Here is a 25,010-nt window from a genome sequence, read left to right as displayed (position 1 = left end):
CGGTAAAAACATCACCTCAACAGGAGTTAAAGATGGCAAAAGTACTGGTTCTCTATCATTCCATGTATGGTCATATTGAAACGATGGCGCAAAGTGTTGCAGAAGGCGCACGCAGCGTACCCGGGGTTGAAGTCACAATAAAACGCGTCCCTGAAACCATGCCGGAAGAAGCCTTTAAGGCTGCCGGTGGTAAAACCGGTCAGACGGCAGAAGTCGCTTCCCCCGCAGAACTCGGCGATTACGATGCCATCATCTTCGGCACACCGACCCGATTCGGTAACATGACTGGCCAGATGCGCACTTTCCTTGATCAGACCGGCGGCCTGTGGGCCAAAGGCGCACTGGCAGGCAAAGTCGCCAGTGTATTCAGCTCAACCGGCACCGGCGGCGGTCAGGAAATGACCATTACGTCAACCTGGACCACCCTCGCCCACCACGGCATGATTATCGTTCCAATCGGTTACACCACACCTGAACTGTTCGATATTTCTCAGGTTCGCGGCGGTACACCTTATGGTGCCACCACCATCGCCGGTGGCGACGGCTCGCGCCAGCCGAGCGCAGAAGAACTACGGATTGCCGTACATCAGGGCAAACATGTGGCGACCATCGTCAGTAAACTGGTCAGCTAAATAACCGCGTAAAATAAGGCGCAGAATTCTGCGCCTTAAATTCCCATCACCAGTAAGTCCAGTGCTGCAACAACATCAGCACGATGAATATCCGCATTTAACACAGGTTCATGGCGTAGCTGCGTCGCACTCACGCTGGTCAGGAGATTAGTCATCAGCACGTATTGATGATTTTGGATCCTGATAAGGGGATGAAGATGCCTGATGGGTTTCAGGTTGCTAAGTGCAGTTAGCGGCACCACGATCCGCTCATTGAGTCTTTCAAATAAGGGATTCTGAATATCCATAAAATAGGGATAAAGATTTTTACCTTCTCCCTGATTTTCGTACACATCAAATTGCGCCATTACAACACTCCACGACCTTGAGAGAAGAGTCCTGCCTTTTCAGTGAAGGCGTTGCAGGAATCCATTGCTTGCTGATTTTCCTCTAAGAAAAGTTTCCTTTGCTTCTCTTTCACCGCTTCTCCTAACGCTTTATCGAAAGTTGCTGAAAGATTAATGCCGAACACTTTGGCCTGTTCTAGTAAATCGGCACTCAGCGTGACATTCGTTCGTTTTTTATTTCCGGCTACTGATGACATAACATCCTCTTCATACACACCTTAGATGCGCATTAGAGTGTCACACAATGAAGTCATAAACTATTAAATCCTTTTCTACGACCAAAAAAAACGGCCCTTGCGGACCGTTTTGTCTCTGACGGAGATTACGCCGGTTTTGCTTATTTACCACGCGACGCAATAATGTTTTCGGCCACATTGCGCGGTGCCTCGGCATAGTGATTGAACTCCATGCTGTAGGTTGCACGGCCTTGCGACATCGACCGCAAAACGGTGGAATAACCGAACATTTCAGACAGCGGCACTTCGGCTTTGATAATTTTACCGCCACCGCCCGCGATTTCTTCCATGCCCTGCACCGTACCGCGACGCGACGATAAATCGCCCATCACGCCACCGGCATACTCTTCCGGCGTTTCCACTTCCACTTTCATCATCGGTTCCAGAATCACCGGATCGGCACGTTTCGCCGCTTCTTTGAAACCAAAGATCGCCGCCATTTTGAACGCCATTTCCGAGGAATCGACCTCGTGATAGGAACCAAAGGTCAGCGTCACTTTCACATCGACCACCGGATAACCGGCCAGAATGCCGTTGTTCAGCGCTTCCGTGACCCCTTTTTCAACCGCAGGGATATAGTCGCGCGGCACCACGCCACCTTTGGTCGCATCCACAAACTCAAAACCTGTGCCTGCCGGCAATGGTTCGAGCGTGAAGACCACGTGGCCGTACTGACCTTTACCGCCGGACTGACGCACAAATTTCCCTTCGACATCAGTCACCGTTTTGCGCACCGTTTCACGGTACGTTACCTGCGGTTTGCCGATGTTGGCTTCCACACCGAACTCCCGTTTCATACGGTCGACGATGATTTCCAGATGCAATTCGCCCATACCGGAAATGATCGTCTGGCCGGATTCCTCATCGGTGCGGATACGGAACGACGGGTCTTCTGACGCCAGCCGTGACAGCGCGATGCCCATTTTCTCCTGATCGGCTTTAGTCTTCGGCTCGATGGCCTGCGAAATCACCGGATCCGGGAACTCCATGCGCACCAGCGTAATGATGTCCGAAGGATCACACAGTGTTTCACCTGTCGTCACATCTTTCAGCCCCACACAGGCGGCGATATCACCAGCACGAATTTCGTCAATCTCGATACGGTCATTGGCATGCATCTGCACGATACGGCCAATACGTTCCTTCTTGCCGCGCACCGGGTTATACACGCTGTCGCCTTTTTTCAGCACGCCGGAATAAACACGGACAAACGTCAGCTGGCCGACATACGGGTCAGTCATCAGTTTGAATGCCAGCGCCGAAAACTTCTCGTTGTCATCAGAGTGACGGAAAACGTCGTTACCGTCTTCGTCTGTGCCCGCCACCGGTGGAATATCCAGCGGAGAAGGCATCAGTTCGATCACGGCATCGAGCATACGCTGCACGCCTTTATTCTTGAACGCACTGCCGCACAGCATCGGCTGGATTTCACCGGCGATAGTGCGCAGACGCAGCCCTTCGGTAATTTCATCCTCAGTCAGCGTGCCTTCTTCGAGATATTTATCCATCAGCGCGTCATTAGCTTCAGCGGCTGCCGACACCATTTTCTCGCGCCATTCTTCTGCCAGAGCCTGCAATTCTGCCGGGATCGCTTCATAGGTAAAGGTCATACCTTGTGTCGCGTCATCCCATAAAATGGCGCGCATTTTGCGCAAATCCACCACGCCGGTGAAATGCTCTTCTTTACCGATCGGAATGACAATCGGCACCGGATTGGCTTTCAGCCGGTCCACCATCATCTGGCGGACACGGAAGAAATCTGCGCCCTGACGGTCCATTTTGTTGACGAACGCCAGACGCGGCACTTTGTATTTATTGGCCTGACGCCAGACGGTTTCAGACTGTGGCTGCACGCCGCCCACGGCGTCGTACACCATCACCGCACCGTCGAGAACGCGCATGGAACGCTCTACCTCAATGGTGAAATCCACGTGCCCCGGGGTGTCGATAATGTTAATGCGGTGCTCATCGAAGGAGTGATCCATCCCGCGCCAGAAACAGGTCACGGCGGCTGACGTAATGGTAATGCCGCGTTCCTGTTCCTGAGCCATCCAGTCTGTGGTCGCACCGCCGTCATGCACTTCTCCCAGCTTATGATTCATGCCGGTATAGAAAAGAATACGCTCGGTGGTGGTGGTTTTACCTGCGTCGATGTGTGCTGAGATACCGATATTGCGGTAGCGCTCGATTGGCGTTTTGCGAGCCATATAACGTCCTTACTGGTTGATGGCTAAGTTGGCGGAGAGTGGTTTTCACATCCCGTCACAAAGTAATGGGTACTAAACTTCTTAATGCGGAGAGTATACTACAATTGTACGTGTATATTCGTACAATAAATTTATTCTATCGATGAAATTGGTCAGAGGCCGTCGCGTTGTACAGCAGCAAAGGGATAGGCTATATTGCGCGGCCGCCGATGAGCGTCGTTAAAGTAAAGGAACAATATGATAGCCAACCATCCTGAGCGCGAGCAGATCCGCCTCGAAAATGTTCTGACTGCGCTGGGTAATCCGTTACGTCTGGCCGTGGTGCGCACCCTGGCAAAAGGTGGCGAGCATCCTTGCGGAACCTTATTACAGGGCCTGTCAAAATCGACGCTGACGCACCACTGGCGCGTATTGCGTGACAGCGGCGTTATCTGGCAGCGCCCTGACGGTCGTGCCAATTTGCTTTCGCTGCGCCGCGAAGATCTGGATGCCCGCTTCCCCGGCCTGCTCGATTCCCTGCTCAGCGCCATCGAATCCGACGGCATTACACTGGAATCCACCCAGAAACACATTTCCGAGCAGCACCTTTAATGAGCCGTCAGTTGCGATTTTACAAGATCGCAAAACGTATTGATTATAGCCGATGAATGGCTGTCTTCGCGCCGCGCGAGATATAACGGTGCGCTGAGTTGTGTCGCGGCGTCCAGCGGCAAAAATATCACCCCGTCCCCGCCCAGCCGGGTCATGGATTCCGGCACAATAGAAATCCCCAGTCCGGCGCCGACCAGGCTCAGACAAGAGGTTAAACGTGGCGCTTCCTGCACGATATGCGGACTGAAACCGGCACGCACATACGCCGCCAGTATGGCATCGTACAATCCCTGACCGGCGCGACGGCGGTATAATACAAAAGGCTCGTTATTCAGATCTTCGAGTCTGAGTGGCTGACTGGCTGGTTGCGACGCCAGTTTGTGTCCGGCCGGAACCGCCACCCACATCGGTTCCTCCAGCACCTTTTCCATCTCTAATTCCGGCATATCTTTGACCCGCATGCGCACAAAAGCGACATCCAGCTCGCCCGCCACCACGGCGGCCAGCAATTCGCCACTGCCACTTTCCTCAAGCTGAGTGCTGACGGCCGGATAAATTTCCCGATAACGGCGCAACAGCGCGGGCACAAAAGTATGCAGCGCGGCGGAACTGGTGAAACCGATGCGAATCCGACCCTGTTCGCCCTGCGCGGCGCGGTGCATGGCAGCGCTGAGCTGAGCGGCCCGCGCCAGCACAGCACGGGCTTCCTGCAATAACACTTCGCCCGCTTCGGTCGGGATCACCCCACGCGGCAAGCGTTGTAATAAAGGGATGCCAAATTCCTGCTCCAGTCCCTGTAACAGGCGCGTCAGCGGCGGCTGTTGAATAAACAGCAATTCTGCGGCGCGGGTAATGCTGCCCGCTTCCACCACGGTAACAAACGCATTCAGACGTTTCAGTTCAATCATAACCATACCTTCAGGGTATCTTTAGCCATCAATAAATGCATTAGACATCATGGCACATCCACGCGCATGATCCTTAACAGAATTTACGCCTCTGGCGGCTTTGGATTACTTTTGAGGGAGAGTGTGAAAATGTCAGCGCAAACGCAGGAAAAATTAATGCCTGAGACAGAAGAAAATACCGCGCCACAACCCGATTGCAGGCAACTGTTTATGGGCTTTTTCGTCCTTGGCCTGACCGGTTTCGGTGGCGTGCTGCCGATGGCGCGACACATGCTGGTGGATAAACGCCACTGGCTGACCGCCGCTCAGTTCACCGAGTTGCTCGGGTTGTGCCAGTTTTTACCCGGCGGCAACATCATTAACCTGTCGGTCGCGCTGGGGATGGAGTTCCGCGGATTACGCGGCGCATTATCGGCGCTACTCGGGCTTATTCTCGCGCCGACGATTTGTGTGGTGCTGCTCGGCCTTGTGTATGCACGTTATCAGAATGAACCGCTGGTGGAACATCTGTTCGCCGGAATGGCGGCGGCGGCGGCCGGTTTACTGCTCTCGACCGGCATCAAAATGCTTGCTCCTTTGCGGGGGAAATGGCTGCAACTTTTGCTGGTTGCCGTCGGCGTAATGGCAATTGCCGTGTTCCGGATCCCGATGCTGCCGGTCATGCTGGTGCTGGCCCCGGTCAGTATTTTCATCTGTGCGAGGAGTAAATTCTGATGCCAGTTTTACTTTCTCTTGCCCTGTTATTTACCGAGCTTTCCGTGCTGGCATTTGGTGGCGGAAATACCATTCTGCCTGAGATGCAACGTGCAGTGGTGCAGGTGCATCACTGGATGAGTGCGCAGGAGTTCAGTGCGCTGTTCGCCCTGGCACAGGCCGCTCCCGGCCCGAATATGATGATCGTGCCGCTGATTGGCTGGCAGGTTGCCGGATGGTCAGGATTGCTGGTGTCTTCTCTGGCAAAATTTGGTCCGTCGTCAATCATTACACTTGTCGTGATGGGCGGCTGGAAACGTTACAAAGACCGTCCGTGGCGGCAGATAGTGCAACGCGGGCTGGTGCCGGTGACGGTCGGGCTGGTGGTGTCGAGCGGATTACTGATCGCCAAAGCCTCAGCCACCACGCTGACGCTTGCGGGGGTGATCGCCTTGTGTACCCTGCTGGCGCTCAGTAAGCGTATCCACCCGTTATGGGTACTGGCCGTTGGCGCGGTGCTCGGACTGGCATTCGGCTGACATCATTGCGAAGCAGATCGCAACATTCAGCAGGCAAATAGGTTATTGATTGGGAATTGAGTTCTTCTATAGTTATCAACCATTAAGGACGATGATGAAAATCAAACCTCTGAGCCTTGCTGTCGCTGCCCTGCTGCTTTCCTCACCTTCTGTTTTTGCCGCCGATAATCAACCGGAACTTAGCCAGCGCGAAGTGACGCTGCTGACTGTCGACGGCTTACAGTTCAAAGATCTCGATCATTCCGGAAAACTGGAACCTTATGAAGACTGGCGACTGACGCCGGAAGAACGTGCAGCGGATCTGGTGAAACGCATGACGCTGGAGGAAAAAGCCGGGGTGATGATGCATGGCTCGGCACCGACGGCCAACAGCCCGATCGGCGCAGGCACGCATTATGACATGGCAGCGGCGGAAAAGATGATTACCGGCGCGAAGGTCAACAGCCTGATCACCCGGCTTTCGGCGAACGACCCCGCCATGATGGCGGAAGAAAACAATAAACTGCAGCAGATTGCCGAAAAGACGCGCCTGGGTATTCCGGTCACCGTCAGCAGCGACCCGCGTAACTCATTCGAGTATCTGGTCGGTGCGAGTACCTCTTCCGGTAAATTCACCCAGTGGCCGGAAACCTTAGGACTGGCGGCGATTGGCAATGAGAAACTCACCCGCCGTTACGCCGATATCGTCCGTCAGGAATATCTGGCCGTCGGTATTCGTGAGGCACTTTCACCGCAAGCCGATCTGGCAACAGAGCCGCGCTGGGCGCGTATCAGTGGCACCTTCGGCGAAGATCCGACACGGGTGCATAACATGGTGCGCGGGTATATCGAAGGGATGCAAAACGGTCCTGACGGGTTAAATCAGGGCAGCGTGATTTCCGTGGTCAAACACTGGGTCGGCTATGGCGCGGCTGAGAACGGTTTTGACAGCCATAACGTCTACGGCAAAAACGCCGTCTTCCCCGGCAATAATCTCAAAGAACACATCTATCCGTTTACCGGCGCGTTTGAAGCCAAGGTCGCCAGCGTCATGCCGACATATTCAATCCTGAAAAATGTTTCCGTGGACGGCAAACCGCTCGAACAGGTCGGTGCCGGATTCAGTCATCAGTTGCTGACCGACATTCTGCGCGGACAATACGGTTTCAAAGGCGTCATTCTCAGCGACTGGCTGATCACCAGCAATTGCGAAAACGAATGCCTGAACGGTTCGCCGGAAGGTAAAGAACCGGTGCCCGGTGGCATGTCGTGGGGTGTCGAAAATCTGACGCCGCAACAGCGTTTCGTGAAGGCGGTGCTGGCGGGTGTCGATCAGTTTGGCGGCGTGACCGACTCACAGTTGCTGGTCAGCGCAGTGCATGAAAAGCAACTGACTGAACAGCGCCTGAATGAATCTGTTGTGCGTATTCTTGAGCAAAAATTCCAGACCGGACTGTTTGAAAATCCGTATGTCGATGTGCAGAAAGCCACCCAAACCGTCGGGCGCGCTGACTGGCAAAAAGAAGCCAATTCGGCGCAGGGACATTCACTGGTATTGCTGCAAAACACCGATGATGTGTTACCGCTGAAAAAAGGCAAAAAGATCTGGCTGTACGGCATAGCACCGCAGGCCGCGACGGCAGCCGGTTTTACCGTGGTGGATGCGCCGGAGAAAGCCGATATTGCGCTGATCCGCGCCCATGCCCCGTACGAGCAACCGCATAAAGCCTGGTTCTTTGGCAAGCGCCATCACGAAGGCTCGCTGGCCTTTACCGGTGACAACGCGGATTATCAGGCGATCGTGAAAGCCAGCAAAGCAGTGCCGACAATCGTCACCGTTTATCTCGACCGTCCGGCGATCCTGACCAACGTGAAGGACAAAGCGAAAGTGATTATCGGCAATTTTGGTGTCAGCGATACCGTTTTGTTTACGCGCCTGACCAGCACCGAAGCCTATACCGGTAAGCTGCCGTTTGAACTGCCATCGTCTGAAGAAGCCGTGCTCAGACAACAATCCGATATGCCACATGACAGCGAAAATCCGCTGTTTGATATTGGCTTTGGTCTGGCGCGTTAAGCCCTGTTAACCGGTGACCCGCGCCAGCACAAAACCGTCCCAGCCTTTGCTGCCGACGGTTTGCAGCGCGGTCGCTGATAAACGCGGTTCCTGTTCAATCATCTCAATAAAGCGACGCACACCCTGCACCCGGGCGTCGTCGCTGTGCGGATCCACCACCGCGCCGTCCCGCACCACATTATCGCCAATAATTAATGTCCCCGGTTTCGACAATTTCAGCGCCCATTCCAGATAAAGCGGATTGCTGGGTTTATCGGCATCAATAAAAATCAGGTCAAACGGCGCTTCCGCCGCGAGCGTGGGCAAGGTCTCTGACGCAGGCCCGGTGTGTAAGGTAATTTTATCCTGCAAACCGGCCAGCTCAATGTTGGTTTGTGCGATGCGCGCATGATGCGGATCGGCTTCCAGCGTCACGACTTTTCCGAGCGCCGGTAACGCCCGCGCCAGCCAGATAGTGCTGTAAGCGCCGAGCGTACCGATTTCTAAGACTTTCTGTGCGCTGATGATTTGGGCGAACAGCGCCAGTAATTTTCCCTGATTGGGTGCTACGTCGTGTGCGGGTAAACCGGCCTGATGATTGTTTTTCAGTACCTGATCCAGAACCGGATCGCTGTCCACTAAGTGACTCACCAGATAGTTGTCAACCGCTGCCCATTTCCTGCTGTATTCCTCCGGACTCCCCTGACCCATTTTCGCCTCCCGGCCGTGAATTCTACATAGAGAACATGATTAAAAAACTCACTATTAACCCTAATCACTTCCGGCCATTTTGCTCAGATTTTTATTGCCGCAATTAAAAAACCCTCGTTTTCATCAGGTTAAAAATGCGTCACTTCACATTTTTGGCGTAAAGTTCCCTTGAATTTGTAAAATAATAATGATAACAATTATCATTAAGTTTAACATCCGTCACGTTTCGGTTAAGTGACTGCCCTTCGCACGTCACGCTTTTGTGCGGAACACATGTTGGCTTTTGGGTTTATTACACACGCATCAATTAATCACTCAATCATTATTGAGTTATTTATAGGGATTATGAATATGTTGTTGGCTTTCCCCCTCAAACGCTCGGTGCTTATGTGCGCGCTGGCAATGCCGGTTGCCTCAATGGCTGCTGAAGACACCGTCATTGTCAAAGCCGCGCCTGCGGATACCGCCGATGCTCCGACGCAGGGTTACAGCGCGAAAACCAGTAAAAGTGCGACCAAAACGGATCAGCCGCTGATCACCACCGGTCAGGCCGTTTCTGTTGTGACCCGTCAGCAAATGACTGACCAGAACGCCACCACGGTTAACGCTGCACTGAACTACACGCCAGGCGTATTCACCAACTTTGCCGGCGGCGCAACGCGTTATGACACCATTTCCCTGCGCGGTTTCCACGGCGGTGACGTCAACAACACCTTCCTCGATGGCCTGCGGATCCTGAGCGATGGCTCGACCTATAACTCCATTCAGGTTGATCCGTGGTTCCTGGAACGTATTGATGTGGTGAAAGGACCGTCTTCTGCGCTTTACGGCCAGAGCATTCCCGGCGGTGTGGTGGTGGAATCCACCAAGCGCCCGCAGTTTGCTGAAGAAGGTCACTTCCAGCTTTCCGGTGGCACGCAAAATACCAAAGGCGGCGCATTCGATTACACCAATGCCATCAACGATCAGCTGGCATTCCGTCTGACCGGGATGACCCGCAGCAGCGATACGCAGTACGATCACCAGCGTGAAGAGCGTTACGCGATTTCGCCACAGTTGCTGTGGACGCCGGATGAAAATACCTCGCTTTTACTGCGCGCGTATCTGCAAAAAGATCCGTCCGGTGGCTACCACGCCGCGGTTCCGGCTGACGGCAGCCTCTACGGACAGAAACTGAGCCGGGGTTTCTTCGATGGCGAAAGCACCCGCAACCAGTTCAAACGCTGGGAGCAAATCTACAGCTACGAATTCCAGCACGCGTTTAACGACGTCTGGTCATTCCGCCAGAATGCCAACTACACGCATTCCAACACCGAGTTGGATCAGGTGTATCAGGCGGGCTGGAATGCGGACCGTACCGAGATGAGTCGTTATTATTCCGGTGAGAAGTCCTCGCTGGATACTTTTGCGATTGATAACCAGCTCGAAGCGGATTTCGCGACCGGCGAACTGGCACATAAAGTGGTGATCGGTTTCGATTACTCCCACTTTATCAATGATGTGAAATCTGACGCTGCTTACGCTGAAAACCTCAACCCGTACACTGGCGTTGGCGGTGATGCACTGGATTATTACAGTCATAAACGCGGTAAAAACCGTTATGAGCAGATGGGTACCTATCTGCAAGATGAGATGAACTGGAACAAATGGTATCTGACCCTGTCAGGCCGTTACGACACGCTAAAAACCTCCAGCCGCAGTTACGAAAGCATCTACGGCACCACCAGCAACAGCGAACGTAAAGACAGTCATTTCAACAGCCGCGCTTCCCTGCTGTACGCCTTTGACAGCGGCATTTCACCGTACGTCAGCTACAGCCAGGCGATGACGCCATCTGCCCTGCCAGGCGCTGACGGCACGCTGCTGAAACCGATGCAGAGTGAGCAATACGAAGCCGGGATCAAATACCAGCCGGTCGGCACTTCCGATATGTACACCGCGGCGCTGTATGATCTGACGCAAAAAGACGTGGGTAACCGCGTGGTAGTCGGCAGCTACTACGAGCCGGCAGGTAAAATCCGCTCACAGGGTCTTGAGCTGGAAGCTAAGAAACAGGTTACCGAACGCTTTAACGTGATGGCCGGTTACACCTACAACAAAGTGCGTATCCGTGATGCGGCTGAGAACAACGGCAACACGCCGTATGTGACGCCAAAACAAATGGCTTCCATCTGGGGTCAGTACAACACGCCGATTGGTGTGGATATGGGTGCAGGTGTGCGTTACATCGGCACACAATGGGCGGATAACGAAAACACCCGCCACATGCCTTCTGCCACGCTGGTTGATGCGTCACTGCGTATGAATCTGGTGCAGTTCAATCCGCAACTGAAAGGCGCGTATGTGCAGCTGAATGCTAACAACCTGTTCGACAAGAAATATGTCGCAGCCTGTTACGGCACCAGCTACTGCTACTGGGGTCAGGAACGTACCGTGGTTGCTACGGTAGGGTATGATTTTTGATAGATTTTTCAGCGCCTCCCCCTGAAAAGGGGGAGGTCTGTGAATCGCCCGGATACGGTTTATTCTTCTGCAAGATCCAGCCGCGCCTTCAGCGCTTTCTTCGCACTTTCCAGCAACGCATCTGAAACTTCACGATCAGGCTCACAACGTGCCAGCGACAAACTGCCCATCAGTTCCGCACTGACCGATATCGCCTGCGTTTGCGGGTCGTCCACGCCCATTTCTGTCAGCTGGCGGATAATCATCCCACGGATACGTTCGATGCCGCGCGCGAACTCTGCCTGACAGGGCGCTGACAAGCGTGGCGTTTCAGAGGCCAGCGCCGACACCGGACAGCCCTGCGCCCGGTTATCGCGGTGCCCGGGCGACAGGTAGAAATCGATATACCCTGCCAGTTGCTGCTGCGCCGTCAGCCCCTGATTTTCTTTATCCCAGCGGACCATAACCTGATTAAACATCTGCCCGATGGCGGCCTCAATCAGTGCCTCTTTTGAGGCAAAGTGCGCATAAAACCCACCGTGCGTCAGGCCAGCTTTGCTCATTACACCTGCCACGCTGACCTGCAACGGCCCTTTGGTACGGATGTCTTTCGCCGCCTCCTTCAGGATCCGCTCGCGGATTTTAGGTTTATGTTCACTCTCATAGCGCATAATAACACCCTGATAATCAGAAAATTGCTGTCATAGCTTACCTGACCGCATCGGTTAACGAAACGCGCGCATCCACGGATAATCCGGGGCGCAGCGCCGCTAAATCTGGCTGACCAGCGTCAAGCCGGATCCGCACCGGCACCCGCTGAACAATTTTGGTGAAATTACCCGTGCCCGGCTCAAATGGCAGCAATGCAAACGTCGAACCTGATCCCGGCGCAAGGCTGTCGACTTCACCGCGAAACGTCACGCCCGGCAGCGCATCCACATGCACGTCCGCACGTTGTCCCGGCTGCATTCTGCCGGTCTGTGTTTCTTTGAAGTTGGCCGTCACATAAATGCCCTGTTCAGGTACCAGCGTCATCAGCCGCTGACCGGGTGTAACGTAATCGCCAACCTGTACCTGTCGGTTTCCCGCTATGCCATCGATGGCAGCAACAATAGTGGTGTGATTGAGATCCTGCTGTGCCAGCGCTTGTGCCGCCTGCGCTTTCACCACAGCGGCCTTCGCCAGTGCCAGCGCCGCCTGAATTTCTGCCCGCCGGGCGTGTGTCACCGCCGCCTGATTTTGGGCAACATCCAGCATCGCCGCGGCGTGCGCCGAGGTTTGTTCTGCCGTCACCGCCACCGTTTTATACCGGTCGGCATCATTACGTGATGTGGCACCGCTGACCGCCAGCGACTGATAACGCTGCTGCTCGGCTTCAGCATGTTGCTGTTCCGCACGCGACGAACGGATCGCCGTGCGCGCGGCTTCGATTTGGGTGAGTGCCAGTTGTTCCTGCGCCTGCTGGCTCAGCAACGCCGCTTCCTGTTGCGTTACCTGCGCGCGGGCATCTTCAAGTTCTCCCTGCGCAGACGCCAGACGAGCCGTAAACTCTTCGCTGTCGATCAGCACCAGTTTATCGCCGGCATGTACCCGCTGGTTATGACGCACCAGCACCGTCGAAACGAAGCCTTTTACTTTTGGCGCAACGCTGGTGGTGTCTGCCGTCAGATAGGCATCATCCGTGGATTCCGACGCGGGCGCAGCCAGTAACCATGCCGCGCCACTCAGGGCTACCATCAGCGCAATACCGCTGACCACAAAGATCCGCTTTGACCGTTTAGTGGCTTTTACTGCCGGGGACGCGCTCCCTTCATCTGCTGTTGCTTCACTCATTTTTAATTTCACTCATTGTATGATGGTCATCATATTAATATGATGACCATCATATAAACAAGTCCCCGGGATCTCATAGCCATGTCTGTCACCCTGACTCCAGCCGCGACGCTTTCGCCTGCGGATTATCCGACATCACGTAAGTTTTTGATTTTCAGCATTATGGCGTTCGGTATGTTTCTGGCGCTCATCGACATCCAGATTGTCGCCGCCTCGTTAAACGATGTGCAGGCCGGGCTTTCCGCCGGACCGGATGAAATCAGCTGGGTACAAACCTCGTATCTGATCGCCGAACTGGTGATGATCCCGTTCTCGGCTTTTCTGACGCAGGCACTTTCCACCCGCTGGCTGTTCAGCGCATCGGCGGCGCTGTTCACCCTCAGCAGCATCGGGTGCGGATTGTCGTGGAATATCGAGTCGATGATCTTCTTTCGCGCGTTGCAGGGTTTTACCGGCGGCGCGATGGTACCGACAGTATTCGCGACCGGCTTCGCCATGTTTCAGGGCAAACAGCAGGCGCTGATCCCGGCGATCCTCGGCATGGTCAGCGTGCTGGCCCCCACGCTTGGGCCGACTGTGGGTGGCATAGTCACGCAGTTACTCGACTGGCGCTGGATTTTCTTCATCAACATTCTGCCCGGCGCTCTGGTTGCCACCGGTGCCGTGCTGTTTATTCATGTGGATAAAGCGGATTATCCGATGCTTAAACGTATCGACTGGATACATTTATTGTCGATGGCGATAGCGCTCGGTTGTCTGGAATATGTGCTGGAAGAAGGCCCGCGCAAGAACTGGTTCAGCGATCCGCAAATCCAGATTTCGGCGTGGTTCTCACTGGTGGCCTTTGTGCTGTTTCTCGAACGATCCTTTTATTCGAAAAACCCGATCGTACGCCTGACGCCCTTCCGTGACCCGACATTCACCTTCGCCTGCCTGTTCAATCTGGTGGTTGGATTTGGTCTTTATGCCTCTACATATCTGACGCCGGTTTTCCTCGGCCGCATCCGCGATTTCAACAGCCTGCAAATCGGTACAACGGTGTTTGTGGTGGGTGTCGGGCAATTCTTCAGCACGATTATTGCCGCCAGATTAATCAGCCGCGTTGACCGGCGGATACTGATCACCGTGGGTTTATCCGGTTTCGCACTGAGTTTATGGCTGACGACCGCCGTGACTCCTTACTGGGGAGCAGAACAGTTTTTCTGGCCGCAGGTGGTGCGCGGCCTGTTCATTATGTTGTGCATCGTGCCGAGTGTGAACATGGCGCTGACCGCGTTTCAGGGGCCGGAACTGCGCTACGCCTCCGGGCTGTTTAACCTGATGCGTAATCTCGGCGGCGCGATTGGCATTGCCACGGTGAATACCTGGTTGCAGGACTGGACCCGCGTTCATGCGGCACGTTTCGGCGAATCGCTGGGGCAATACGGGGATCATGCGCAGGAAGTGATGGGATCGCTGGCACAAAAAATCGGCCATCTGACACCTGATACCGCTCAGGCATTGCTGATGGCGAAAGGCGTGTTTGGGGCGAAAGTCGCGGCGCAATCGCTGACGCTGGCGTTCAACGACATCTTTCAGGTCATGGCCTGGATGTTTATTGCCGCACTGGTTATGGTGCCGTTTTGCCGTAAATAAGGTCAGGAATGTGAAGGAAATGTGCAGGCTGCCGCAAAAAATGCGGTTGTGGCAGGGAACTTTTCTAACAAGGTGAGAAAGCTTTGGCCTGTTTGAAATAAATCCTTATAATTAGCGGCCCTGAAATGCGATTCGTTACACATACCGGATCCCTTTCAAGTGCTATGTGCAAGTACACTATTCCTCCGGCCGGTTTCTATCGGATCGGGGGGAATCAACATCCTGACAACTGCCAGTGTGGCATTAACGACCAACGAAAATATGAAAATGAGCATTCGCGCAATCCTTACCCTGGTTTTGGCAGTTGCTGCATATAGCCAGGCGTCTTTTGCTGTGGTCTACCCTCTTCCGGCCAATAATGGTCGTCTGGTCGGTGAAAACATCACAGTTACTGTTCCGCAGGGCAGCAGCCTGCCACTGGAACATTTTGCAGCGCAATACCAGATGGGTTTGAGCAACATGCTCGAAGCTAACCCTGGCGTTGACCCGTACCTGCCAACCCCGGGCACCGTGCTGACCATTCCTCAGCAGTTGATCCTGCCGGAAACCCCGCACGAAGGCATCGTGATCAACAGCGCTGAAATGCGTCTGTATTACTACCCGAAAGGCACCAATACTGTGGTCGTGCTGCCGATCGGTATCGGTGAGCTGGGCAAAGACACCCCGATGAACTGGGTCACTACCGTTCAGCGTAAAAAAGCCGGTCCGACCTGGACCCCGACGGCGAAAATGCATGAAGAATATGCTTCTCGTGGCGAATTCCTGCCAGCCGTCTTCCCTGCGGGTCCGGACAACCCGATGGGGCTGTACGCGCTGTATGTCGGGCGTCTGTATGCAGTCCACGGCACCAACGCCAATTTCGGTATCGGTTTGCGTGTGAGCCACGGTTGTGTGCGTCTGCGTGATGCTGACATCAAATGGTTGTTCGACAACGTCCCGCAAGGCACCCGCGTTCAGTTCATCAACGAGCCGGTGAAAGCCACCGTGGAACCAGACGGCAAACGTTATATTGAGATCCACAACCCGCTGTCCTCTAACCAGGAAGAGTTTGATTCTCAGCAGCCGCTGCCAATCACTCTGGCAGGCAGCGCAAGCAGCGTATCGATGGATCCGGCGGTCAACCAGACTGTTGTTCAGCGCGCTATCGAGATGCGTTCCGGTATGCCGGTACAGATCAACTAATTACGTCTTTGACGTTGTTGTGAAAAAGCCCCGTTCATCGGGGCTTTTTTTTGCATAGTGCCGATGCAAAGGCGGCTTCTCAGTTGCACTGAAAAGCTGACCGAGAAAGTTTCGGTTTCTCAGTTGCACTGAAAGCTGTGCCGAGAAAGTTTCGGTTTCTCAGTTGCGGTGATCACTTATCGGGCAGCGCCGAAACCGCCCAAGAGGGAAACGTGCTTTTTCCCTCTTGGATCTCCCTTCGCTTTTTCAACAAGCGCTTCCGCTCGCTGACTATGTTTCATCAGCCGCAGTGATAGCCGCAAAATCCCGCCGCTGCGCGGTTCCCTTCGTTCGGGTTACAACCCGCGCAAAAAAGACGCGCGGTTTTCCACCTCTCCTCAGGCGATATTTTGGAACCGGCCTCAGGCTTTTACTTCACAACCTCACTTACTTCATTCTTTAAAAAGTCGCGGGCGATTCAGAAAGCTTGCTGAACGGAGCGGCCTGGAGACCAAAGGCTCCAGGACCGAGTGAAGGAACCGCAAAGCGGCAAGATTTCCAGCCTGTCGCCGTGCTACCTGAAACATAGCCAGCGAGCGGAGCGCGCAGTAAAAGAGCCGGAGATTCTTAAGAGGCGCGGCGATAGGCGCCTCTTAAGGCCAGTTTGGGTGGCAACCCAAGGTCTTGACCTTGAAGTTGAAGTTAAAACCCAGTCTCACGGCCAGTCCGGCGCCTGTCATTAAAATGTCACAAGTCTCCCTTAACCTTCCGGTAACAAAAAATATCGATATGTATATTTTTATTTCCGATGGTTTATAAAAAGGAGTTTTGATAATGCAACAATCCGTATCTCTGGTCGCCCGCGCAGTCACTGCCGCCCTGCTGCTTTCCGCTTCTTCCTCCACCCTCGCCGCTGAAACCGACACGCTGACCGACCGGGCGGCAAAAGGCGTGCTGACGGAACCGGGTGGTGCCCGCCGTCTGAGCGGTGATCAGACAGCAGCGCTGAAAGCCTCGTTGTCAGACAAAACGGTGAAAAACGTGATTTTGCTGATTGGCGACGGCATGGGTGATTCTGAAATCACGTCTGCACGTAACTATGCAGAAGGCGCAGGCGGCTATTTCAAAGGCATTGATGCCCTGCCGCTGACCGGCCAGTACACGCATTATTCTCTGGATAAGAAAACGCAAAAACCAAGTTACGTGACCGATTCCGCCGCATCAGCCACCGCCTGGGCGACCGGTGTTAAAAGCTATAACGGCGCGATTGGCGTGGATGTAAACGGCAAAGATCACCAGACCATTCTTGAGATCGCCAAAGCCGCAGGCAAGGCCACCGGCAACGTCTCCACCGCAGAATTGCAGGATGCAACGCCGGCCGCACAGATTGCGCATGTGACCTCACGCAAGTGCTACGGCCCGCAAGAAACCGCAGAGAAATGCGCCAGCAACGCGCTGGAAAATGGCGGACGCGGTTCGATCACGGAACAGTTGTTGCAGGCTCGCGCTGATGTCACGCTGGGCGGCGGCAGAAAATCGTTCAGCCAGCTGGCGAAAGCCGGTGAATTTAAGGATAAATCCCTCAAAGAACAGGCGCTGACACAGGGTTATGTTTGGGTGGAAAACGCAGAACAGCTCAGTGCCATCACGCAGGCAGACCAGAAGAAACCGGTTCTTGGCCTGTTCTCCGAAGGCAACATGCCGGTGCGCTGGCAGGGTCCGAAAGCCACTTATCACGGCAACATTGATAAACCGGCTGTCACCTGTGAAGCCAATCCGCAGCGCACCGCTGACATCCCGACGCTTGCCGCCATGACTGAAAAAGCCATCGACTTGCTGAAAGCTAATCAGAACGGTTTCTTCCTGCAGGTTGAAGGCGCATCGATTGATAAACAGGATCACGCCGCTAATCCGTGCGGACAATTCGGTGAAACGGTGGATCTGGATGAGGCCGTGCAAAAAGCGCTGGAGTTCGCCCGTCAGGACGGCAACACGCTGGTTATCGTCACCGCCGACCACGCCCATTCCAGCCAGATTATCGAATCCGATGCCAAAGCCCCCGGTCTGACCCAGACGCTGACCACCAGGGACGGTGCACCGATGACCATCAGCTACGGCAACTCAGAAGATGATTCACAGGGACACACCGGGACGCAGCTGCGTATTGCCGCGTTTGGCCCGCATGCGGCGAATGTGGTGGGTCTGACGGATCAGACGGATTTGTTCTATACCATGCGGGATGCCATGGCGATTAAAGCGCAATAGTTTTGAAAATGAGGGTTTTGCTTTGCTCCTCCCCCGGCGAAGGGGGAGGACGGGAGGGAGTTTTAAGGGTAAATACTGACACTAAAAAAATTTAACTCTTTGATTTTTATTTAATACCCCACCCCAACCCTCCCCTTCGCAGGGGAGGGAGCAAACCCACAACCTTGACCTTAGTGCAATAAATTATCCAGTCTGTCGTCATCAATCCCGTCCGGCTCCAGATGAGCCGTCACATCCGCAGACTTAAACAACTTGCTCACCGCCATTTCAGCCGCATCACCGATATCGTGCCCGACATCCACCGTCAGATTGCCATCAACCTCGACGTGAAACTCGACAAATACGCGGTCGCCGCCGTTGCGGGTGCGAATGTCATGTACACCGCGCACGCCTTCAACACTTAATACTGCCGCTTTCACGCGCTTGCGGTCATCTGCACTCAGTTCGCGATCAAGCAACTGGGTCAGTGCATCTGCCGCCATACCGCGCGCATTCCAGATCATATAGAAGGAAATCAACAGCGCGCCGATGGAGTCGGAACGCGTCCAGCCGAAGTAACGCTCGAAAATCAGCGCCAGCAGTACGGCAATATTCACCGCGACGTCCGTAATGTAGTGCGCGCGGTCAGCCGCGATGGCCGTTGATCCGGTACGTTTCACCACATAGGTTTGCATCAGCACCAGTCCGGTGGCGGCCAGCGAACTGCCGATGATCACCCAGATACCAAGACCGAGCTGCGCCAGGGGTTCCGGATTAATGATGCGCCCGATGGATTCACCGCCGAGCACCAGCCCCGCGCCGCCCAGTAACAGCGCCTGTACAAACGCGGCCACAGCTTCGGCTTTGCCGTGGCCGTAACGATGGCCTTTGTCTGCCGGCCGTCCGGCATAACGCACGCCGATCAGCGTCACCATCGAGGCCAGTACATCGACCAGACCGTCGGCGGCAGAGGTCAGCAGCGCAATCGAACCGGTGGCGGTCCATGCCCAGACTTTGACGCAAACCAGGATCAGCGCGACGCACAGCGACACCAGCGAGGCAATACGTGTCAGGCCTTTATAGGAAGGCGCGGGACGGGTCATGGGTTGACCCACAAGAATGATTGTTGTTGGGAATGTTTCACAAAAATGTCCTGAAGCAGAGAATCAACTTTATTTGAAAAATACAAATACCAGCCCGGCATTATAACCCATTTCCAACTTTTAAGACGTTCCCTATGGTTTGGATCTTTGTGCTTTCCCTAAGGTTAATTGACATGGATTTACTTGCATTTACATCAATACGTTCTAGCTTAAAACAAGATTTCTTTGTTCCGGCGCGTGGCGGCCGATAATCAGAAGAGCACTATTCAGAAGAGCATTATGACAAACGATAACAAGACACAGCCCTCCGCGTCCGGCGACGCAAATACTGAACTCGATTCCAGCCAGGTAAAATCAGGAGGAGGTCACACTCAGGATCCCAAAGACCAGAAAAATCCCGACGACAGTAAACAGGATAACGATGAAAAGCGTAAAGGCCCCGGCAAGAAACCCCTGATCATCCTCGGGATTGTGGTAGTGGTGATGGTGGTCGTGGCACTGGTCTGGTGGCTGATGACCAAAGATCAGGTCAGCACCGATGACGCCTTTACCGAAGGTGATGCCGTCACCATCGCGCCGAAAATTGCCGGTTATGTCACTCATCTTGCGGTGAAAGATAACCAGTTCGTGAAGAAAGGCGACTTACTGGTGGAAATCGATCCGCGTGACGCGGCCGCGCAGCGCGATCAGGCACAGGCTCAGCTCGGTCTGGCGGTCGCGCAGTTGCATCAGGCGCAGGCGCAATACGATCTGGCGAAAGTACAATATCCGGCGCAGCTTGCTCAGGCGAAAGCCCAGCAGACGCGGGCGGAAGCCAATTTGCTGAATGCCACTGCCGATTTCCGTCGTCAGCGCGGCGTAGACCCGCGTGCCACCACGCAACAAAATATTGATACGTCCAACGCGCAGGTACGTTCTGCAGCCGCTGATCTGGAAAATGCCAAAGCGCAGGTGCAGGTTGCCGCGCAGGTACAGCTGAATATCCGTCAGGCTGAAACCAACGTCGAAGCTCGTCAGCAACAGGTTGAACAGGCGAAAGCTCAGCTGGAAACGGCGACGCTCAACCTCTCCTATGCGCAGGTGCGCGCACCGTTCGACGGCTACGTCACCAAGCGTAATGTGCAGCTCGGTACGCTGGTTCAGGCCGGAACCTCGCTGTTCTCAGTGGTTTCGAAAGATATCTGGATCGCCGCAAACTACAAAGAATCGCAGCTCGAACGCATGCGCCCCGGCAACAAGGTGGAAATTACCGTCGATGCCTTCCCGGACATCAAACTTCACGGCCACGTTGACAGTATTCAACAAGGCACCGGTTCGCGCTTCTCGGCCTTCCCGGCTGAAAACGCCACCGGCAACTACGTGAAAATCGTTCAGCGCGTACCGGTGAAAATCGTCATCGACAGCGGTCTTGATGAGAATCACCCTCTGCCGCTGGGTCTGTCTGTCGAACCGACGGTGACCGTCGAATGAATGAAGATCGCAGCTACTGGAAACCCAAGGCCAATCCGTGGGCAGTTGCCGCCGTCGTGACCATTGCGGTGTTCATGGAAATCCTGGACACCACTATCGTTAACGTGGCGCTGCCGCACGTCGCCGGTTCATTATCTTCCAGTTATGACGAATCGACCTGGGTGCTGACGTCCTATCTGGTGGCGAACGGTATCGTGCTGCCGATTTCGGCGTTTCTCAGCCGCGTGATGGGCCGCAAAACTTACTTCCTGATCTGTATCGGCATGTTCACCGTTTGCTCCTTCCTGTGCGGCATCGCCACCGAACTGTGGCAGATGATCTTATTCCGCATCCTGCAGGGCTTTTTCGGCGGCGGTTTGCAGCCGATCCAGCAATCGGTATTGCTGGATTACTTTAAACCGGAAGATCGCGGCAAAGCGTTTGGCCTTTCATCGATTGCCATTATTGTCGCGCCGGTCGTCGGCCCGACACTTGGCGGTTACATCACGGATAACTTCAGCTGGCGCTGGGTATTCCTGATCAATATTCCGGTCGGGATTATTGCCCTGCTGGCGATTTATCAGCTGCTGGAAGATCCGCCGTGGGAGCGCAAGGCAAAAGGCAAACTCAGTATTGATTACATCGGTATCGGGCTGATTGCGCTGGGTCTGGGCTGCTTACAGGTGATGATGGACCGCGGCGAAGACGATGACTGGTTCCAGTCCGGCTTTATTGTCACCTTTGCTGTGCTGGCGGCCACCGGGATTGTCGGCGCGGTTTACTGGCTGCTGTACGCCAAAAAACCGGTGGTCGATCTGCGCTGTCTGAAGGATAAAAACTTTGCTGTCGCCGGTTTACTGATGGCCGGTATGGCGATGATTCTGTATGGCAGTTCGGTGGTCATTCCGCAACTGGCGCAGCAGCAACTGGGTTACACCGCCACACTCTCGGGGCTGGTGATGTCGCCGGGCGCGGTGCTGATCGTGCTGTCGATCCCGCTGGTGCTGAAGCTGATGCCCGTTGTACAAACGCGTTACATCATTGCCTTCGGTTTCTTCCTGCTGGCGGCCTCGTTTATCTATTCGGCAACGCTGACACCTGATGTCGATTTTGAAACGCTGGTGCTGTACCGCAGCGCGCAGTCGATAGGGCTCGGTTTCCTGTTTGTGCCGCTGACCACTATCGCATTTATTACCATCCCGCAAAAAATGAACGCCGACGCTGCCGCGCTGTTTACCATGTTCCGTAACGTCGCGGGGTCGATTGGTATTTCGCTGGCGACAGCCGGTGTCACCGAGCGAACGCAGGCACACAGTGCGCATATGGCGCACAACATGTCGCCGCTCAATGAACAGTTTAATCAGGCGGTGAGCAAAAGCGCTGAGGCGATCCGTGATTTTGCCCACGTGGTCGGCGACCCGATGCAACTGGCGACCGTGCGCATGTATCAGGAGATGATTTCGCAATCGCGCATTCTGGCCTACATCGACGTATTCGGTTATTGCGCCATCGTCGCCGTTATTTTGATCCCGTTTTGTTTCCTGCTTTCGCCAGTTAAGAGCGAAGGTAATGCCGGAGCACATTAAGTTGAACAAGAAAAGCTCTACTCTGAGAAATCAGCCATCCGTGATGCCGTCCTGCTCCACCCTCTGCGAAGGCCGGGGCCGGAAGGGGGTTTTACATTCAGGCACCCGTTTTCTGACTCTCTCGACATTAACGCTGGTATTAGCAGCGTGCTCCGTTGGCCCGGATTATCAGAAGCCGAATCCGGTGACACCCTCGGCCTATAACGATATGACCCAGCCGAAAGACAAAGACGGCGCATCGATTGCCCTGCCCTCGGAGCCAAATCCGCTGTGGTGGAAAGCCTTTAATGACCCGCAACTCGACAGCCTGATCACCCGTGCGATTGCCGGGAATATTTCCCTGCAACAGGCAGTACTGCGTATCGCCGGTGCCCGCGAGCAGGTGAAACAGGCCGAAGGCGCCTGGCTGCCATCGGTGCAGGGCAGCGCGAAAATGACCCGTCAGCAGCTCGGTCTGAAAGGTATTCTCGATTCCAGCGGCGCCTCGCAACAACTTGACGATCTCGGACCGGAAGCCTCCGGCGCGATCAGCACGGCTACGCGGCCGGTGAATTTGTATCAGGGCAATTTCGATGCCAGCTGGGAGCTGGATTTGTTCGGCGGCACACGACGTCAGGTCGAAGCCGCCAATGCCCAGACGCAATCGTCCATAGAACAACGCAACGATGCATTAGTTTCGCTGGAAGCTGAGGTCGCCCGTGCCTATCTGCAACTGCGTGGCGCGCAAAGCGTGACGGCAGCGATACAGACGCAAATCGATGTCGCGCAGCAAACCTTAGATCTGACACAAAACCGTCAGCAAAACGGACTGTCACCGCAGCTTGATGTCGAAAATGCCCGCGCACAGTTAGGTTCCCTGCGCGCCCAGTTGCCGCAATATCAGGCGCAGGAACGTCAGGCAATGAACGGACTGGCCGTGTTGCTCGGTCAGACGCCTGGCTCGCTGGATGCTGAACTTTCTGCCCCTAAACCGATGCCTGCCCTGCCCGCTGCCGTGCCGGTCGGTGTGCCGTCACAGCTGGCGCGCCGTCGTCCGGACGTACGCAAAGCCGAGGCAGATCTCCACGCGGCAACCGCCAATATTGGTGTATCCGTCGCGCAGATGTTCCCGAGTATTTCGCTCACCGGCCAGTTCGGTATGCGTAACACGGACGTCAGTTATCTCGATAACTGGAGCAGCCATTTCTACTCCTTTGGCCCGCAGATTTCCCTGCCGATTTTCCAGGGCGGACGTCTGGTGTCCAGCGTGCATCTTTCCCGTGCGCAACAGGCGAATGCGGCGCTGAATTATCGCCAGACCGTGCTGACAGCGTTGCAGGATGTCGATAATGCGCTGGTGAATTACCGCACCGATCAGGATCAGGTCAGCGGTTTAGACCAGACGACCGAAGCGCTACAGACCGCGTTTGATCTGGCGAGCGACAGCTACCGCCAGGGGCTTTCTACCTTTATCAACGTGCTTGATGCCCAGCGCCAGCTGGCACAGGCGCATCAGCAATCCGCTGAAGCGAAAGTGAAAACCAGCACCGACCTGGTCTCGCTGTATAAAGCGTTAGGCGGCGGCTGGGAGCCGTATCAGAACGTCGATTTGCCGACCTACACCGTCTTTGGTCCGGCAGCCACGCCGGATGTGAAGGTACAAACCACGTCTGGCGTGACACCGTAACGCCTTATTAATGTGAAGAGATAAAATCCGACGGCGTGGACGGGGCAGGCAATGAAAAATTCTGCCTCATCCGCGCCACTTCACTCACCGGGGTCAGCCCGAATAAGCGTTTAAATTCGCGGCTGAACTGCGACACACTTTCATAGCCCACCTGCGCGCTGGCCGCCGAGGCGGTCAGGTTATTGCGCAACATCAGTAATCTGGCCTGATGCAAACGGGTGGACTTGAGATACTGCATCGGCGACGTATCAGTGACGGTTTTAAAGTGACTGTGAAACGTCGGCAGGCTCATTCCCGCTTCTTTTGCCAGCGCATTCACATCCAGATGCGAGTGGTATTCTGCGTGCAGTTTTCGCAGGGCTTTTACCACTTTGCCAAATTGCCCTTGCAGGGTCAGTGCGCTGCGCAGCGTGCCGCCCTGAGCACCGGTCAGCACGCGGTAATACAACTCACGCATCATCGCCCTGCCCAGAATTTTTGCATCCAGCGGAGATGCCATCACCTGCAAAAAACGTAATACGCAAGCCCGCATCGCGTCATCCATCAGGCTCGACACCATACTTTTCGGCGATTCCGGCTGCGGGGCGTCATAAGCATCGAGCTGCAACATCAGTTCTGCCGCCAGACTGAAATCGAGTCGCAGGTAAATTGCCAGCATCGGTTCACTGGCGGTGGCGTCAGTTTCCATGGTGAAAGGCACCGGCACCGATACGGTCAGATAATGCTGTGCATCATACAAATAGACATCATTACCTAAGAATCCGCGTTTTCTCCCCTGCACCACAATCACGATCCCCGGCTCATACAAAACCGGCGTGCGCAGCAGCGGACGGTTTGAACGTAAAAAACGCACATCTGCCAGCGTCGTCAGGTTGTAGCCTTCATGGGGCGTAAGCTGGTCCAAAAGCGCGATCATTTGCTCAGTCACTGTCAAAGATGGAAACGTCATATGA

21 protein-coding genes are annotated in these 25,010 nt (G+C 54.8%); 12 read left to right on the top strand and 9 right to left on the bottom strand.

Going from position 1 to position 25,010, the window contains the following annotated elements; all coding sequences use genetic code 11:
- The first annotated feature begins 32 nt into the window (after positions 1 to 32).
- Complete coding sequence (wrbA, locus tag GW591_RS04985) at positions 33 to 632, top strand: NAD(P)H:quinone oxidoreductase (RefSeq protein WP_015689874.1); 600 nt, start codon at positions 33 to 35, stop codon at positions 630 to 632.
- A gap of 35 nt (positions 633 to 667) precedes the next feature.
- Here wrbA and GW591_RS04980 read toward each other — a convergent pair whose 3' ends face one another.
- From GW591_RS04980 to fusA, 3 genes are all read right to left on the bottom strand, one after another.
- On the bottom strand, positions 668 to 979 hold the full coding sequence (locus GW591_RS04980) for a CcdB family protein (protein ID WP_095921782.1): 312 nt from the start codon (positions 977 to 979) through the stop codon (positions 668 to 670).
- Positions 979 to 1,215 (bottom strand): type II toxin-antitoxin system CcdA family antitoxin, encoded by a 237-nt coding sequence (locus GW591_RS04975; protein WP_119262237.1) that lies wholly within the window; start codon positions 1,213 to 1,215, stop codon positions 979 to 981. Before GW591_RS04975 ends, GW591_RS04980 begins: the two co-directional genes overlap by 1 nt.
- Positions 1,216 to 1,355: 140 nt before the next feature.
- Positions 1,356 to 3,461 carry an elongation factor G gene (gene fusA / locus GW591_RS04970; RefSeq protein ID WP_013575289.1) on the bottom strand — a complete coding sequence of 702 codons (2,106 nt, stop codon included), beginning with the start codon at positions 3,459 to 3,461 and terminating at the stop codon, positions 1,356 to 1,358.
- A 237-nt stretch (positions 3,462 to 3,698) separates the two neighbouring features.
- Between fusA and GW591_RS04965 the strand changes: the two genes are divergently transcribed.
- On the top strand, positions 3,699 to 4,052 hold the full coding sequence (locus GW591_RS04965; RefSeq protein WP_013575288.1) for an ArsR/SmtB family transcription factor: 354 nt from the start codon (positions 3,699 to 3,701) through the stop codon (positions 4,050 to 4,052).
- Here GW591_RS04965 and GW591_RS04960 read toward each other — a convergent pair.
- Positions 4,049 to 4,966: a LysR family transcriptional regulator gene (locus GW591_RS04960; RefSeq protein ID WP_183065301.1), complete on the bottom strand. Its 918-nt coding sequence runs from the start codon at positions 4,964 to 4,966 to the stop codon at positions 4,049 to 4,051. The two genes, GW591_RS04965 and GW591_RS04960, sit on opposite strands and share 4 nt — an antisense overlap.
- 150 nt (positions 4,967 to 5,116) lie before the next feature.
- On the opposite strand from GW591_RS04960, the gene GW591_RS04955 reads away from it, so the two are divergent.
- From GW591_RS04955 to GW591_RS04945, 3 genes are all read left to right on the top strand, one after another.
- Positions 5,117 to 5,674 (top strand): chromate transporter, encoded by a 558-nt coding sequence (locus GW591_RS04955; RefSeq protein ID WP_173362069.1) that lies wholly within the window; start codon positions 5,117 to 5,119, stop codon positions 5,672 to 5,674.
- On the top strand, positions 5,674 to 6,192 hold the full coding sequence (locus GW591_RS04950; RefSeq protein WP_013575285.1) for a chromate transporter: 519 nt from the start codon (positions 5,674 to 5,676) through the stop codon (positions 6,190 to 6,192). The genes GW591_RS04955 and GW591_RS04950 overlap by 1 nt, the downstream gene beginning before the upstream one ends.
- A 94-nt stretch (positions 6,193 to 6,286) precedes the next feature.
- Positions 6,287 to 8,248 (top strand): glycoside hydrolase family 3 protein, encoded by a 1,962-nt coding sequence (locus GW591_RS04945; RefSeq protein ID WP_166860213.1) that lies wholly within the window; start codon positions 6,287 to 6,289, stop codon positions 8,246 to 8,248.
- Between the two features lie 6 nt (positions 8,249 to 8,254).
- Here the strand turns inward: GW591_RS04945 and GW591_RS04940 are convergent, their stop codons facing one another.
- On the bottom strand, positions 8,255 to 8,938 hold the full coding sequence (locus tag GW591_RS04940) for an O-methyltransferase (RefSeq protein WP_112151889.1): 684 nt from the start codon (positions 8,936 to 8,938) through the stop codon (positions 8,255 to 8,257).
- Between the two features lie 351 nt (positions 8,939 to 9,289).
- Here GW591_RS04940 and GW591_RS04935 point away from each other — a divergent pair, with 351 nt between their 5' ends.
- Complete coding sequence (locus GW591_RS04935; RefSeq protein WP_119262236.1) at positions 9,290 to 11,401, top strand: TonB-dependent siderophore receptor; 2,112 nt, start codon at positions 9,290 to 9,292, stop codon at positions 11,399 to 11,401.
- Between the two features lie 59 nt (positions 11,402 to 11,460).
- Here GW591_RS04935 and GW591_RS04930 read toward each other — a convergent pair whose 3' ends face one another.
- On the bottom strand, positions 11,461 to 12,051 hold the full coding sequence (locus tag GW591_RS04930; RefSeq protein WP_166860211.1) for a TetR/AcrR family transcriptional regulator: 591 nt from the start codon (positions 12,049 to 12,051) through the stop codon (positions 11,461 to 11,463).
- Between the two features lie 37 nt (positions 12,052 to 12,088).
- Entirely contained in the window at positions 12,089 to 13,213 is a 1,125-nt protein-coding gene (locus GW591_RS04925) for an HlyD family secretion protein (RefSeq protein WP_013575280.1), read from the bottom strand.
- Between the two features lie 81 nt (positions 13,214 to 13,294).
- Between GW591_RS04925 and GW591_RS04920 the strand changes: the two genes are divergently transcribed.
- The 3 genes from GW591_RS04920 (at position 13,295) to phoA (ending at position 18,274) form a co-directional block, all read left to right on the top strand.
- Positions 13,295 to 14,848 carry a DHA2 family efflux MFS transporter permease subunit gene (locus tag GW591_RS04920; RefSeq protein WP_013575279.1) on the top strand — a complete coding sequence of 518 codons (1,554 nt, stop codon included), beginning with the start codon at positions 13,295 to 13,297 and terminating at the stop codon, positions 14,846 to 14,848.
- 261 nt (positions 14,849 to 15,109) lie between these two features.
- Positions 15,110 to 16,030 (top strand): L,D-transpeptidase family protein, encoded by a 921-nt coding sequence (locus tag GW591_RS04915; RefSeq protein ID WP_015689872.1) that lies wholly within the window; start codon positions 15,110 to 15,112, stop codon positions 16,028 to 16,030.
- An 813-nt stretch (positions 16,031 to 16,843) separates the two neighbouring features.
- Entirely contained in the window at positions 16,844 to 18,274 is a 1,431-nt protein-coding gene (phoA, locus tag GW591_RS04910) for an alkaline phosphatase (RefSeq protein ID WP_112151886.1), read from the top strand.
- A 170-nt stretch (positions 18,275 to 18,444) separates the two neighbouring features.
- On the opposite strand, the gene GW591_RS04905 is transcribed toward phoA, so the two are convergent.
- On the bottom strand, positions 18,445 to 19,356 hold the full coding sequence (locus GW591_RS04905; protein WP_015689870.1) for a cation diffusion facilitator family transporter: 912 nt from the start codon (positions 19,354 to 19,356) through the stop codon (positions 18,445 to 18,447).
- A gap of 279 nt (positions 19,357 to 19,635) precedes the next feature.
- Between GW591_RS04905 and GW591_RS04900 the strand changes: the two genes are divergently transcribed.
- From GW591_RS04900 to GW591_RS04890, 3 genes are read left to right on the top strand one after another with little or no spacing between them, the layout of a single operon-like run.
- On the top strand, positions 19,636 to 20,826 hold the full coding sequence (locus GW591_RS04900) for an HlyD family secretion protein (protein ID WP_015689869.1): 1,191 nt from the start codon (positions 19,636 to 19,638) through the stop codon (positions 20,824 to 20,826).
- The gene (locus tag GW591_RS04895) at positions 20,823 to 22,391 is read left to right on the top strand and encodes a DHA2 family efflux MFS transporter permease subunit (protein WP_013575274.1); all 1,569 of its coding nucleotides are present in this window, start codon (positions 20,823 to 20,825) and stop codon (positions 22,389 to 22,391) included. Before GW591_RS04900 ends, GW591_RS04895 begins: the two co-directional genes overlap by 4 nt.
- On the top strand, positions 22,375 to 24,057 hold the full coding sequence (locus tag GW591_RS04890; protein WP_041673121.1) for an efflux transporter outer membrane subunit: 1,683 nt from the start codon (positions 22,375 to 22,377) through the stop codon (positions 24,055 to 24,057). Before GW591_RS04895 ends, GW591_RS04890 begins: the two co-directional genes overlap by 17 nt.
- A 7-nt stretch (positions 24,058 to 24,064) precedes the next feature.
- On the opposite strand, the gene GW591_RS04885 is transcribed toward GW591_RS04890, so the two are convergent.
- Positions 24,065 to 25,006, bottom strand: a complete 942-nt coding sequence (locus GW591_RS04885; RefSeq protein ID WP_166860209.1) for an AraC family transcriptional regulator — start codon at positions 25,004 to 25,006, stop codon at positions 24,065 to 24,067.
- Positions 25,007 to 25,010 lie beyond the last annotated feature (4 nt).

The organism is Rahnella aceris, assembly GCF_011684115.1.
In the GTDB taxonomy this organism is placed as follows: Bacteria; Pseudomonadota; Gammaproteobacteria; order Enterobacterales; family Enterobacteriaceae; genus Rahnella; species Rahnella aceris.
Note: the sequence above shows the minus strand (reverse complement) of the source record. Positions and strands in the feature narration are given on the sequence as shown.

Coding starts and splice junctions, on each gene's coding strand:
- GW591_RS04890 (WP_041673121.1), top strand. CDS start 22,375: ATGCCGGAGCACATTAAGTTGAACAAGAAAAGCTCTACTCTGAGAAAT.
- GW591_RS04885 (WP_166860209.1), bottom strand. CDS start 25,006: ATGACGTTTCCATCTTTGACAGTGACTGAGCAAATGATCGCGCTTTTG.
- fusA (WP_013575289.1), bottom strand. CDS start 3,461: ATGGCTCGCAAAACGCCAATCGAGCGCTACCGCAATATCGGTATCTCA.
- GW591_RS04930 (WP_166860211.1), bottom strand. CDS start 12,051: ATGCGCTATGAGAGTGAACATAAACCTAAAATCCGCGAGCGGATCCTG.
- GW591_RS04920 (WP_013575279.1), top strand. CDS start 13,295: ATGTCTGTCACCCTGACTCCAGCCGCGACGCTTTCGCCTGCGGATTAT.
- GW591_RS04955 (WP_173362069.1), top strand. CDS start 5,117: ATGCCTGAGACAGAAGAAAATACCGCGCCACAACCCGATTGCAGGCAA.
- GW591_RS04905 (WP_015689870.1), bottom strand. CDS start 19,356: ATGACCCGTCCCGCGCCTTCCTATAAAGGCCTGACACGTATTGCCTCG.
- GW591_RS04925 (WP_013575280.1), bottom strand. CDS start 13,213: ATGAGTGAAGCAACAGCAGATGAAGGGAGCGCGTCCCCGGCAGTAAAA.
- phoA (WP_112151886.1), top strand. CDS start 16,844: ATGCAACAATCCGTATCTCTGGTCGCCCGCGCAGTCACTGCCGCCCTG.
- GW591_RS04965 (WP_013575288.1), top strand. CDS start 3,699: ATGATAGCCAACCATCCTGAGCGCGAGCAGATCCGCCTCGAAAATGTT.
- GW591_RS04945 (WP_166860213.1), top strand. CDS start 6,287: ATGAAAATCAAACCTCTGAGCCTTGCTGTCGCTGCCCTGCTGCTTTCC.
- GW591_RS04950 (WP_013575285.1), top strand. CDS start 5,674: ATGCCAGTTTTACTTTCTCTTGCCCTGTTATTTACCGAGCTTTCCGTG.
- GW591_RS04960 (WP_183065301.1), bottom strand. CDS start 4,966: ATGGTTATGATTGAACTGAAACGTCTGAATGCGTTTGTTACCGTGGTG.
- GW591_RS04900 (WP_015689869.1), top strand. CDS start 19,636: ATGACAAACGATAACAAGACACAGCCCTCCGCGTCCGGCGACGCAAAT.
- GW591_RS04935 (WP_119262236.1), top strand. CDS start 9,290: ATGTTGTTGGCTTTCCCCCTCAAACGCTCGGTGCTTATGTGCGCGCTG.
- GW591_RS04915 (WP_015689872.1), top strand. CDS start 15,110: ATGAAAATGAGCATTCGCGCAATCCTTACCCTGGTTTTGGCAGTTGCT.
- wrbA (WP_015689874.1), top strand. CDS start 33: ATGGCAAAAGTACTGGTTCTCTATCATTCCATGTATGGTCATATTGAA.
- GW591_RS04895 (WP_013575274.1), top strand. CDS start 20,823: ATGAATGAAGATCGCAGCTACTGGAAACCCAAGGCCAATCCGTGGGCA.
- GW591_RS04975 (WP_119262237.1), bottom strand. CDS start 1,215: ATGTCATCAGTAGCCGGAAATAAAAAACGAACGAATGTCACGCTGAGT.
- GW591_RS04980 (WP_095921782.1), bottom strand. CDS start 979: ATGGCGCAATTTGATGTGTACGAAAATCAGGGAGAAGGTAAAAATCTT.
- GW591_RS04940 (WP_112151889.1), bottom strand. CDS start 8,938: ATGGGTCAGGGGAGTCCGGAGGAATACAGCAGGAAATGGGCAGCGGTT.